Annotated in this window: 11 protein-coding genes and 1 pseudogene; 4 read left to right on the forward strand and 8 right to left on the reverse strand. The window is 41.6% G+C overall.

Going from position 1 to position 12,763, the window contains the following annotated elements:
• Positions 1-3 precede the first annotated feature (3 nt).
• Positions 4-1,572, reverse strand: coding sequence for a class I adenylate-forming enzyme family protein (locus TOL2_RS14820; protein WP_014958139.1), 1,569 nt, complete (start codon positions 1,570-1,572; stop codon positions 4-6).
• A gap of 75 nt (positions 1,573-1,647) precedes the next feature.
• Positions 1,648-3,204: a UbiD family decarboxylase gene (locus TOL2_RS14825; RefSeq protein ID WP_014958140.1), complete on the reverse strand. Its 1,557-nt coding sequence runs from the start codon at positions 3,202-3,204 to the stop codon at positions 1,648-1,650.
• 1,081 nt (positions 3,205-4,285) lie between these two features.
• Here TOL2_RS14825 and TOL2_RS25295 point away from each other — a divergent pair.
• The 4 genes from TOL2_RS25295 to TOL2_RS26080 all read left to right on the forward strand — a co-directional run bounded on the left by TOL2_RS25295 (position 4,286) and on the right by TOL2_RS26080 (position 6,065).
• Positions 4,286-4,657, forward strand: a complete 372-nt coding sequence (locus TOL2_RS25295; RefSeq protein ID WP_041280036.1) for a transposase — start codon at positions 4,286-4,288, stop codon at positions 4,655-4,657.
• A 38-nt stretch (positions 4,658-4,695) separates the two neighbouring features.
• The gene (locus tag TOL2_RS25300; RefSeq protein ID WP_014958142.1) at positions 4,696-5,220 is read left to right on the forward strand and encodes an IS1595 family transposase; all 525 of its coding nucleotides are present in this window, start codon (positions 4,696-4,698) and stop codon (positions 5,218-5,220) included.
• A 79-nt stretch (positions 5,221-5,299) separates the two neighbouring features.
• Entirely contained in the window at positions 5,300-5,581 is a 282-nt protein-coding gene (locus TOL2_RS14850; protein ID WP_014958143.1) for an IS3 family transposase, read from the forward strand.
• A 148-nt stretch (positions 5,582-5,729) separates the two neighbouring features.
• Positions 5,730-6,065, forward strand: coding sequence for an IS3 family transposase (locus tag TOL2_RS26080; RefSeq protein WP_408605421.1), 336 nt, complete (start codon positions 5,730-5,732; stop codon positions 6,063-6,065).
• Here TOL2_RS26080 and TOL2_RS14855 read toward each other — a convergent pair.
• The 6 genes and pseudogenes from TOL2_RS14855 to TOL2_RS14880 all read right to left on the reverse strand — a co-directional run bounded on the left by TOL2_RS14855 (position 5,952) and on the right by TOL2_RS14880 (position 12,575).
• A complete protein-coding gene (locus TOL2_RS14855; protein WP_083863918.1) occupies positions 5,952-6,575 on the reverse strand; it encodes a reverse transcriptase domain-containing protein in 624 nt (207 codons plus the stop codon). The two genes, TOL2_RS26080 and TOL2_RS14855, sit on opposite strands and share 114 nt — an antisense overlap.
• Positions 6,576-6,701: 126 nt before the next feature.
• A complete protein-coding gene (locus tag TOL2_RS24960; RefSeq protein ID WP_158406123.1) occupies positions 6,702-6,842 on the reverse strand; it encodes a hypothetical protein in 141 nt (46 codons plus the stop codon).
• Positions 6,843-7,357: 515 nt separating this feature from the next.
• The gene (locus TOL2_RS14860; RefSeq protein ID WP_014958146.1) at positions 7,358-8,305 is read right to left on the reverse strand and encodes a LysR family transcriptional regulator; all 948 of its coding nucleotides are present in this window, start codon (positions 8,303-8,305) and stop codon (positions 7,358-7,360) included.
• Positions 8,306-8,590: 285 nt separating this feature from the next.
• Positions 8,591-9,756, reverse strand: a pseudogene (locus tag TOL2_RS14865) (IS3 family transposase).
• Positions 9,757-10,212: 456 nt separating this feature from the next.
• Positions 10,213-11,763 (reverse strand): IS1380 family transposase, encoded by a 1,551-nt coding sequence (locus TOL2_RS14875; RefSeq protein WP_041279548.1) that lies wholly within the window; start codon positions 11,761-11,763, stop codon positions 10,213-10,215.
• Between the two features lie 152 nt (positions 11,764-11,915).
• Positions 11,916-12,575 (reverse strand): Tn3 family transposase, encoded by a 660-nt coding sequence (locus TOL2_RS14880; RefSeq protein ID WP_232507946.1) that lies wholly within the window; start codon positions 12,573-12,575, stop codon positions 11,916-11,918.
• Between the last annotated feature and the right edge of the window lie 188 nt (positions 12,576-12,763).

Here is a 12,763-nt window from a genome sequence, read left to right on the forward strand (position 1 = left end):
AATTCAATTCATATATTCCTCAAATAATTTCAGAAGATCCTTTTTTGCTATTTTTCCTCTTTGCGTTTTTGGAATTTCAGGGATAAATAGTATGTTTTTCGGAATTTTAAAGTCGGGTAATGTTGTTTTACAGTAAGCGATAATATCAGCTTCGTCTGCCTTTGAACCGTTTTTGAGAACCACAAAGGAAAAAACCTCTTCACCATAGATTTTATCCGGGATTCCGATGGTTGCTGCTTCACTTATTTCCGGATGAGTCAGTAGGCAGGCAGTGATTTCCAAAGGAGATATATTTATACCACCTCGTATAATCAGTTCTTTTTTTCGTCCCTTGATATAAATATAACCTTCCTCATCCATGAAACCAAGATCTCCAGTAGCAAAACCTTCTTTAGAAAATTCTTCAATGCTGCCATCTCCATTAAGATAGCTTAAGCCCATCGTCTTTCCTTTTATCCTCATTTCACCAATTTCACCTGGTTCGCACCTGAGGCCATTGTTCTTTACAAAGAAGACTTCTTTGTATTTGAGAGGCAAACCGACGGAGCCTCTTTTCTTTCTCTCTGGAGGATTAAAAAGCATCCATCCTGCTTCACTCATGCCCATTCCCTGCACTATGGGGATCCCGTACATTTCTTCAAACTTGAGCTGCGTTTCCATAGGCAGCGGGGCAGAACTGGATGTGATGAATCGCAAATTAGGCACATCCTCCTTGCACAAAGACACTGGCTTGTTTACCATCATACTCAAAACTGCTGGCACGCCCGATGAAACGGTGATGTTGTTTTCTTTCAGCCAATTCGGAAAATTGCTCAGTGAGAATTTCTTCCCGAAAAATAGGGAATTGCCCTTCATCATACTTGTAAGAATGGTCAGGAGCTGTGAAGAAAGCCAATTGTATGCCCTGTATTCTAAAACACAATCTTTTTCAGTAATTCCTGTTCTTTTCGATATTTCTTCCACCATGTAAAACAATACATCCCGAGAAATAAAAATGCCTTTAGGCAGTTCTGTGGTGCCTGAAGTGTATACAATCTCAGCAATATCATTTCTATCTCCGAGATGATCGTTAAATGTAACGGATTGGTCTTTTAAATGCTCAGAAAACTCGCATTCTGCAGAATCATTTTCGAAAAATTCAGAAAAAGAAATCCATTGTACGGGGGGGCCGTTTTTCTTATCAAGATTCAAGTCACTATCGTAAAGAACGAGCTTTATCTGTGCGAGGCGTAAAATTCGGTGGAGATTATCTTGGCTCTCTTCTGAAAAAATGGGAAGGAGGATAGCTCCATATTTTAATACGCCAAAATAGATAATCATATTTTCTATCGAGTTTTTACCGATCAACGCGACTTTATCGCTTTTCAACAATTTTTGGCTTTTTAAAAAATTGGCTACTTTGTTGCAATATTCATTCATTTTATGAAAGCTTATTTTCTTATTTTGATCTAAACTTTCGATAAAAATTTTGTGACCTAAATTCTTGGCGTTATTTTCAATTATACTGTGCCAGCTTTCATATTTAGGCTCAGGCTCGTTTAATTTCATTTTTTTAGGAATCTCCTCACTCATAAGAATACACAATCTGCTGGTAAAGGCTACCCGGCAGCAGAAAGACTCCTGCTGAACCGGATAGCGATATTGTCCCTATTGTCCTGTTTTAGAAAGAATTTTTACCCATCCGCTCATAAAGGATTCACCTTTTTTGATTTGTTCATCACTAAAGAAATTTTTTATTAAAACTTTATCTACTGCATAAGTCGGACGATGGAAATCCTCTTCATATCCGAATGGAATCGTCGCATCAATAGCCATTCCACCCTCAAAACGAGTGTTGGATGCTGTCCAGTCTTTTTCCCCGGCAGTCATTCGTTCAGCAGGCATAAAGGTTTGGCCAATACCACCGGGTACAGGACTAATAATATCAGTCTTCGGATTTACTCTAGTTGTGACTGCCCACATAATATCCTCCATGCTATTAATATCCACGTCCGTATCAATGGCAATGGCTATTCGCATTCCTTGATTGCAACTCATAATGGCAGTAAGAAAATTTCTCTGCCAGCCTTCTTCTATAATACTTCGTTTCTTAACTTGAATGACGCATCCTCCCCAGTCGGTAAAACAATAAGGTATGCTAACATCCTGAACTATACCAGGTTGAAGCCGTTCACAAAGTTCATAGATTGCAGCCTCTCTGACCGTCGTATCAATATTGCTGTCATCCATAGTATGAACACCAAGGGGGAATATGATTGGTTTCGATTCTGGTTTTCGCATAGTTATTGCCGTGACATGAAACGTTGATGTTTTGTAAGCCTTCCCTTGGTATCCTGCCCACTCTGGGTGAAACCATGCCTTTCCTTGAAGGCCCTGTTTCTCTGCCTCGGTTGTTTCCCAACGCCGGTCTTTTGGTTTTAAATAACCTTCAAGGACCACTTCGGCATCTGCAAGCGCATAGGCATCAACAGTACGACATTTGACGATTCTAAGTGGTTCTCCTTGAAGTGCACCTGCAATCCCCAATTCGTCACATCCTTTTGGGAGAATGACATAATCAAACCCTGAGCCTGCCATTAAATTGGCTGCCGGTGGGATTCCAAAGCACATGGTAATAGGTATCCCTTCCGGTTTATTATAGTGTTCAACCTGCAATTGCCACATATGAGAGCCTGGAGCTGCCTGAAAAGTCCCCACATTTCCCCATCGAAAACTCATTCGATTATACCCCACATGGGATCCTTCCTTAAAATATTTCCCAACGACCACGCTTTGTCCGCTGCCAATAGTAAACTCATCTTCCAAAGGGGTATGCTTTATCGCTAACAACCATTTGTTAACATCCAAATCATCTGTTATGACGAATTCTTGTACCGGTGCCTCATCCTGATCGATTTCGATTGGAGGCAATGGATGGGTAAGAGCATATGAAATATCTTTTGTCCTCTCAGTATCGTTCTCCCACCCAAACATTTTATTCATAACGGATGTATTTCCGAAAAGATTTGTAACCGCTCTAAGATGGGGATAATTCTTAACATTATTGAAAAGCATTGGCAGACTTCCGTCGAGATGCTTTTCCAGAGCGGTAATTTCTAAATCCGGGTTCACTTCTACATCAGTTTCCAACAAAAGCCCTTCGGATTTCAACCATTCAAGTGCTCCACGCAGATCTTTACTTTGATTATTGTTTGTTTTTAGCATGACTCATCCTTTCTGATATATGGTTTTTATTAATGTTATTCATAATCTTTTATGTGGATAAAGGTCAAAGCATCTAAATTTATAGGGATATAAATAATTTTATGATCGTGTTGTTCGCTTCTTTCATGTAAATATATAGTTCCGAGACGAATCCGATTTCTAAGGAGACCCAAGGCCTCTGGAAAAAACAGAAACAGGTCATTACCAGACTCCATATCAAAACAGCAGATGCCAGGAACCATTTTTTTCAAAAGTTTTCCACGACCATGTCCTCATCTGCAAAAGGAACTATGAAAGAAAGGGTACTTGCCCAGATTCGTACGGAAATGCACGCTAAAGATTTTAAAAAAGATCTGCGTACTTCCCTATTCCGATGGCACCCCTGAAATGACCGCAGAAATACGAAGGCTTGCTTTATGTTTCAAAATGCTGACGTAAAGTGCTCACACAAAGCATTTGGTGCCCATCCTTGGGAATACAACTGCGCGTCCATAAAGCATCACAGTTTCATTCTGGAAAAGAACAAATGTAGTCCAAATTTCTACAATCCTGTCCAGCCAGTGACCATACAGATGCCCGGAAAAAATGAAGAAACGCGTTGTAACCGGCTGTATCAAGACACCAAAATCGGCAAAAAGAAGTAACACCACTCATCATAGTTGAACGTCTTGAAAAAGCCTTGCGGAAAAACATCAGAGTCTGGTAAATACACCAGACTATTTTGAATCCTTGAGGAATGAGGCGGCCGAAAAGCTTTTGTATATCTATGATATAATAAAGTTTTTTGTAAATTGCCACAATTGTTATTAATGAGAGACCGTATAATTACTCATTATGATTGTGCTTAACATAATGAGTAAAATGATAGGGAAATTTGGATTAATTTTCAAGCTGCTATACCTTTTCATCGTTACAATAATCCGGGAAGGCAGGATTTAATCAAAGAAATTGTGGCTCACGAGATTATTATTGGAATTGAGTATATTATGTTGATTTAAAAAAAGGCTCATGTTGGATTCCGGGGTCTTGATGTGGTGAAGGAAGATTTTACATTTTCCAATCCATGAAAGGAGCCCACCAAATGCAGGTAAACATAAAGAATTTGATTGATGACACACAATGTTATGACACTGTAAGAGAGTTGCGCTGGCCAGAAGGAAGAGCGTGTCCGTTTTGTGAATCCCGGCGAGTTATCAGAAGAGGTTTCGATGAAAAAGAGTCTGCCAGGCAGCGCTATGAGTGTAAAAAATGCGGAAAACGCTTTGACGACCTTACCGGCACGATCTTTTCCGGGCATCATCAACCCCTTAAAGTCTGGATTTTGTGCCTCTACTTCATGGGATTGAACCTGTCCAATGACCAAATTGCAAAAGAATTGGGGCTTAACCGCAGCGACGCCCATCAAATGACCAGCCAGCTTCGTGACGGGGTTGTCAAAAAAAACCAAAAATAATCCTCTATGATGAGGTTGAGTTTGATGAAGTCTATATTGTGGCAGGACATAAAGGCAATCCTGAAGCCGTAGCCCGGAAAGGTAGAAAGGGCCGAAGAAACAGGTTGAAGGGAGCACCTGGCCGGGGCACACAGGAAAAAGAGAAGCCACCGGTTTTCGGGATGATTCAACGATGTAGAGATGTGGTAATCCAAATGCTTGCCGATGTCCGTCAGAAAACCATTGAGCCTCTGATAAAAGCTACTGTATTGTCGGGGACTTTAGTTTATACCGATGAATATGCAATCTATAATCGGCTGAATGATTGGGGATACGAGCACGAGAGTGTGAACCATGGGAAAGGGGAGTATGCAAGGGATGACGATGGGGATGGATTCCATGAAGTCCATGTCAACACGATGGAAGGCTTCTGGTCTCTTTTGCGAAGCTGGCTTCGACCGCATCGGGGTATCTCACAGGAAAAACTCCCTTTATATTATCTTGGTTTTTTTGAATTTATTCATAATGCCAGGAAGCGCGGCAAAGCCTTGCTTCACTCTCTGATTGAACTGCTCATTGAATAAGACCCTGGAATCCATATATGGACCCCGAAAACTGGACAATGTGTTAAGATAAAATATAACAGTCCAGAAAGGGGATATTTTGAAACGGAAAAACTATAGTAAAGAATTAAAAAGCAAGGTCGCATTGGCAGCCATAAAAGGAAATCAAACTGTCAATGAGATAGCCTCTGAGTTCGGCATTCATGCCAGTCTTGTAAATCGGTGGAAAAAGGAAGCCATAGAAGCCCTGCCATTGGTTTTTGGCAATAGCAAGGCAAAACAAACCAAAGAAGCCGAAATTGAGCGAGACCGTCTTTATCAAAAGGTTGGTAAACTCCAGGTTGAACTGGATTGGTTAAAAAAAAACACCGGACACCTTTAATGAGTATTGAAGAGAAAAAACAGCGAATTCAACCCAAGCACTCTAAAATCAGTATTCAAAGGCAATGTGAGTTGTGATAGGACTGCCTCGTTCCAGTTATTACCGTGAAAGCCTGGGGGAACAGGAAACGCCTGAAAATATTGAGCTAATGAAACTCATTGACATTGAATATACTGAACATCCGTTCTATGGTACCCGCCAAATGCGCAATGTTCTGAGACGCAAAGGATATAAGATTAACCGAAAACGGGTTCAGCGATTGATGCGGAAAATGGGAATTCAATCCATTGCACCGAAGCCGAATACCAGTAAGGCTCATCCCCAAAATAAAGTGTATCCATATCTTTTGAGAAATTTTGATGTAACCAGATCAAATCAGGTGTGGTCTACGAATATAACCTATATCCCACTTTCTGGTGGTTCCATTTATCATCACACCGCTTCTCAAGATGATGCCGATTATGCGCAGAATGCGCTTATCTGACACGTGGCCCGAAAGCAGACAAATGAGTCGGTCATGATTAACTCGATCAAAAAATTTAGACAGGTCAATATCCACCACATATTCTTTTCCACTTTTAACTATCTTTTGTGCCGCTTCAACCGCCTTTTGCGGACTGTAGCCGGGACGAAAACCATAGCTGTTATCAGAAAATGTGGGATCAATTATCGGTTCCAGAAGGTGCTTCATCGTGGCATGCACAACCCTGTCCCGAATACAGGGAATCCCCAGCAAGCGAACACCGGTATTACCTGGTTTTGGTATTTCCACCCGTTTCACCGGGCTTGGTTTATAACACCAGCTTTTAAGGTCCTTACTCAGCTGGGTCAGCTCTTCATCTATTCGGCTTTCAAATTCTGCAACGGTTACACCATCAACACCTGGTGCCCCGCCGTTCCTTTTCACTGCCTCGAAACCGGTCAACAGGTCTCCCTGATCACACAATTTCTCGAAGAGACTTCTTTCATCGGCGAACAGGCTAAGTTGTCTCATTTTGCTTTTCATTGTGGGTTGCTTTGTCATCGTTCCGCGTTTCCTTTGTTATCACAGGATATATACGTCTCCCCTTCAAAGGAAACTCCTATGGCTGAACTCCTTCAACCGCTATTCTGAGATTCCTTATACCAGTTCCATGTTCCGCCCTTCGGCTCCAACATTTCTGTCACTTTCCAGCAGTTTTACCCTCTGATACGTCACCGCATCTTCATCGGCTACCGGTTTTACGCCTACTATGGCTTCATCTGAAAACCCTCTGTCCATAACGGCTACATTTCTGTTCCGCTTAGGGCTTGGCTGTCGTAGTTACAGCGGCTCGGTACAGACGGCTCTTCACCGGGTAAGGTCATACACTTTCATTGCCCACCCACCTCTCATACCCTGCGGAATTACGGAAAGGATTTCGGGCTTCGATAATCGGAGGTATCTCGCCCATTCCGCCTGGCCTACCGGAGGTTCACACCAAGTTTGGGTGACAAATTTGACGCAGGCTTCCTTCAGATCCCTCATTGGCTTTCCATCACCGGTTGTTCCCTCTTCGGGCAGATCCGGAAAGTTTCTTCGGGCACCCTTGCCGTTGTCTATACATTCCCTCCTTTCAGGGCTGTAGCTGGACTTTCACCAACAAGTTTATGACCATGCCGGTCACACTCCGACGGGCAGATTTTGGGGTGCCCATTCTCAGGGCCTGGCTTCCACTTCCGCTAGTCACCGAAGCAAATCGGAGAGCTGAGCCATGACACAGAATTATGAACACTCCCAAAAATGGAAAATGACGCTTAAATTGAATGAAAAACTGTCTTGACATTGGGGTCCACTATACTATTGTCCTCAAGCCATGGCTGAATGTATTCATCAATGTGCTCTAAAAATATTTTTGAAGCCTGTGGAAGTTCGTAATTTCGCAGGTAAACGATATAAATATCTAACAAAAATTTGTGATTTTTAATGGGAATAACTATTAATGAACCCTCGTCAATTTCCTTTTTAACTGAGGCTTTTACAACAAATGAGATTATTTGTCCATTTTTTACATGTTCCTTTATAAAGTCCATGTTACTTGTTTTAGCAAAGATATTTAAGTTTAAACCATTTTTGGAAATACTCTTCATTACAATTTTATATGTACCCGAACCGGATTCTTTCATTATGATTGGCCAATTTTCAATTTCTTTTAAAAGAATTCCTGTTTTTTTGGATAAAGGATGGGTAGGAGATGCTATTAAAACAACCTTTTCAAACATAAGTGGTCTGAAGATCAGATCGGAATTTTCCTCAACTTTGCTTATAATGGTCAGTGAATTTCTAAAATTTATCAAGCTGTTGCTTATATTTAATGAACTTCCTTCATCTAAATCTATTGTTACTTCAGGAAAGGCGTCTAAAAATGGTTTTAATATAATGGGCATCAGAAATCGTGCATATGTTTTTGTAGTGCCTATGCGAAGGGAAATCTTCTTAAATTTATGGATCCCGTTAATTTTATTTTCTAATTGTCGCTCCAGTTCAAATATTCTTGAAGCATATGTGAATATTTTTTCTCCCTCTTCAGTAAGGTGGATCTCTCCTTTGACTCTGCTGAAAACCTTTAGATTAAAAGATTCCTCAAAAAGTTTTATTTGCGCTGAAACAGCTGGCTGGCTTATAAACAAATTATCTGCTGCACGAGAAAAATTAAGATTTTTAGCAACTTCATAAAAGCATCTTAGTTGATGTAAGTTAAGCATTTTGTAAATTCCTCCTGGCTGATTTGGTGAAAAATAATTAATCTCAACACAATTATTGAGATATTGCTGTATAGTGGACCCCAATGTCAAGACAGTTTTTCATTCAATTTAAGCGTCATTTTCCATTTTGAAAATGTTCGTAATTCTGTGTCACGGTTCGGCGTTCAGATTTGCTTCGGCGACTAGCGGAAGTGGAAACCAGGCCCTGAGAATGGGCACCCCAAAATCTGCCCGTCGGAAGGGGTTGGTTTCCGCTGGAGCGGGTTTTTCGGTACATCGTTTTCATCATCCCACCAACCTCAACTGATTTTTACCATAATATATTTCGGCTGGCGTTTGCCCGTTAAAACTCTGGTGAGGTCGTTCATGGTTGTAAAAATTGAAATATTTTTTCAAGGACTTGCGCAGCTGCTCAACGGATTGAAATTCGTTTACATAAATTTCTTCATATTTCACGCTGCGCCATAGCCGTTCTATGAAAATATTGTCCATACACCGGCCTTTCCCATCCATACTGATTTTAATGTCCTTATCTTTCAATACTTTTGTAAACTCGTGACTTGTGTATTGAGATCCTTGATCCGTGTTGAATATATAGGGGGTTCCATGACATCGCAGTGCCCTTTCCAGAGAGGATATACAAAATTCCTTGTCCATGGTTATAGAAAGTTCCCAAGAGAGGACATAACGACTATGCCAGTCCATGACCGCCGTCAAATAAACGAAACCACCAGAAAGTGGGATATAGGTTATATCCGTAGACCACACCTGATTTGATCTGGTTACATCAAAAGTTCTCAAAAGATATGGATACACTTTATTTTGGGGATGAGCCTTACTGGTATTCGGCTTCGGTGCAATGGATTGAATTCCCATTTTCCGCATCAATCGCTGAACCCGTTTTCGGTTAATCTTATATCCTTTGCGTCTCATAATATTGCGCATTTGGCGGGTACCATAGAACGGATGATCAGTATATTCAATGTCAATGAGTTTCATTAGCTCAAGATTTTCAGGCGTTTCCTGTTCCCCCCGGCTTTCACGGTAATAGCTGGAACGAGGCAGTCCTATCAACTCACATTGCCTTTGAATACTGATTTTAGAGTGCTTGGATTGAATTCGCTGTTTTTTTTCTTCAATACTCATTAAAGGTGTCCGGTGTTTTTTTTTAACCAATCCAGTTCAACCTGGAGTTTACCAACCTTTTGATAAAGACGGTCTCGCTCAATTTCGGCTTCTTTGGTTTGTTTTGCCTTGCTATTGCCAAAAACCAATGGCAGGGCTTCTATGGCTTCCTTTTTCCACCGATTTACAAGACTAGCATGAATGCCGAACTCAGAGGCTATCTCATTGACAGTTTGATTTCCTTTTATGGCTGCCAATGCGACCTTGCTTTTTAATTCTTTACTGTAGTTTTTTCGTTTCAAAATATCCCCTTTCTGGACTGTTATATTTTATCTTAACACATTGTCCAGTTTTCGGGGTCCACTATACTGGATAATGCAGCCATTTAATTCACCCCATCGTAATTTTCATTATCCTTATTAATCTTTCCAACTTGTCAAACAGCTTTTTGTATACTCTCCTTTTATCAGAAAAAAATTATCCCATGAGGTTATGGCCCTTACCACGACATAAGATTCTTACCGCAAAATAGTAATTATTATTACAACCAAGCTGCTTTAGTCAACTGATACCGTTTTCCCAAATCCACCGCCTGATTTTGTAAATACCCGTCCAAAGGAAATTCGGGAAGATTTTTTTCTTGGCGGGAGCTGATTTCGGTGGGGCTCATCCGTTTTTGGATTCAGGCCCTTGTATGCCCCTGGCTCGGGCCTTTTTTAGGCGCACCTATCCCATGGGTAGCCGGAAGAAACCAATTTTAAGGGGTATCTCTACCATAAATTTTATCCTGAAGGCTCCCAAACACCGTTGAGCATTGCAATCCGTTTGCGTGCCTCGACTAGAACCACATATGATGGGTGGCCTTTGGATAAACGCAAAAACAGATTGCGGGAACGTTTGATTATCCTGCCCGGGATATTTATGATCGAGAACCGGATCCGTTTCATCCGTGTAGCTTCCATGGACGGATCCAATGCTAATTTTTTCATCATCACATTTAGATTCAGGGCCAATATCATGATCCACCACCACGCTGCATTCTCTCCAAAATCTGCAGACGGCAGTTTTCCTCCGGCCAAGTCGTCTTTCATCACCGCATGAACCTCTTCACTTTTGCCGCATCGTTCATGAAGCCAATGAATCAGGTCTTCTCCGTTCATTTCCTCATAGCCTATATTGGTCACAACGCCAAAGACCTTATATCTTTTTTCCACCATTTGCATGGTGGGAAAAGGAAGGGGAAGCTTTGGATCTTCCATGCCGGGTAAAGGCGATTGTTCCTCAAGAAGTTGCCGTTTGGCAAGATACCTGTATTCAGGTGCATTTTTACTGTGGCACAGCTCATTGGGAACAAAACAAACTTCCGCCCACTCACTGCCGGTCTTCATCCGTTTGCCATTCTTATCTTTATAAATTGGTTGCCACTCAGAATCAGGGACTTGAGCCACAGCAATTTTGAATGATCGGGTTACGTCGCACCCTATTGCAAATTCAATTCTGCCGAAACGCTCACTTTCGCCTGTCTCACAGTATTTTAAAAGGTCGTGCTGGTATCCTGCCGTATCTGATCTAAGTTTTATTTTTTCCACATTTTCCGGAAGGCAGTCCAAGGATTTTTTGAAAACCCTTAATTGCTCAAAGCCGGCGGGAACATTACCGTCACGAAATTCTGTATGCAGGATGACACCCTGCTCATACCACCAGGTATTCAACGGCTGATAGGATTTGAATCCTTTATAGCAATAACGGGCATTCTGTTTGCTGGATTCAATCAGGGTGGCATCCATATCCAATGTGGCCGTTTTTTTCGGATTCACCGTGTTAAGGCCGGCACACATATCTTTGTTTATTTGTACCAGACCCTTTAAATGATCATTGGGTCTGGGAATGAATGCCTTTATCTTTGTCTGGTCACGGGTTTTTTCCTGTTCAGTGTCATGGAATTCGGATAGATATCTGAAAGCCGCAGATGGTGATGGAACAGAACGTTTTTTCTCTTTGCGCCACCTCCGTTCCAGGGCTCTGCGTACTTTACGTTTTAGACCTTGCATTTCAGATTTACGCAGTATTTCGCAAAAGCCCTCATCCGCCTCCAGTATTTTTAAATCTTCAACGCAATCACCGCCGGCAAGATTGAGTAGCACCAGCGACAAAACCATTTGGGGATCGGTCCAGCCCTGGGAATTCTCTCTTATCTTTAAATGCTTTTGAATGGACTTGGATAATCCGATTACCTTGGCCAGGTCAAGATAGACCGGCAAGCTTGCCAAAGCTGTAATGCCGGTTTGAGATTTTTCTTCTTCATACTTGAATGGTAGCACGCCTTGTGTCATAGTTTGTTTCACCCCGTTGATGATAGTTTTTTGGTCGCACAAATACACTATCTGCTTGATCCATCAAGCGCAACGGGGTTTTTTATTTTTTTGGTGGTGGATTGGGGATGGATCATTAAAACACAGGACACCAATGGAAATATTTGAATCATTTAAAAAATTGAAGGCAAGTCAAGTATATTAAGGCAATAACCATTACGAGCTAAAAATCTCCAGAAAAAAGGGGTTGACCCGGTTTTGGCACTTTCTTTTTTAAAAAGGCTCAGGAGTTGAAGTCTCTCACTTAGTTTCAGTATTCGATCGTTTGCCTGAATCAGATTTTCGTTGGTGAAATACCAGTTCACGGTATTCTCGAGTTCGTTCTGATTGATGTTGCGGGAAATTCTGGCAATTTTGCGGATACCGAGATTACAGCCGTAACCCATAACGCCTGCAAAGAAGGTCTTTTCTTCGGGCTTTTCCCGGTTATGCTTGATTTGCCAGTGCTCGAAACAGTCCGAAAAGTTCGAGAGCCGGTTGACCGTCGTCAGTACTTCAAAAAGGGAAATAAACCGGTTTTTGGGAAACAGATCGGTTACCGTATATGACACATCTTTTTCCACCTTCGGTGTTGAAACCTTCAGCTTTCCCTTGTCGTCAACTTTTGCGTATGGGTTTTTTCCGGAATCGATGTTTTTATTGGTTGTCCGGTACTGGGCTTTAAGCGCTTTTTTCAATTCAGGTTCCAGTTCCTGGAAACTTTCAAAGCCCTCAAGTCCTGCTCGCTGAAGCAGCTCTTTTTTTCTTACTTTCCAGACACTCTGCGGAATCAAATAATCATCAAATATAGTGGACCCCAATGTCAAGACAGTTTTTCATTCAATTTAAGCGTCATTTTCCATTTTGAAAATGTTCGTAATTCTGTGTCACGGTTCGGCGTTCAGATTTGCTTCGGCGACTAGCGGAAGTGGAAACCAGGCCCTGAGAATGGGCACCCCAAAATCTGCCCGTCGGAAGGGGT

Source organism: Desulfobacula toluolica Tol2 (genome assembly GCF_000307105.1).
In the GTDB taxonomy this organism is placed as follows: domain Bacteria; phylum Desulfobacterota; class Desulfobacteria; order Desulfobacterales; family Desulfobacteraceae; genus Desulfobacula; species Desulfobacula toluolica.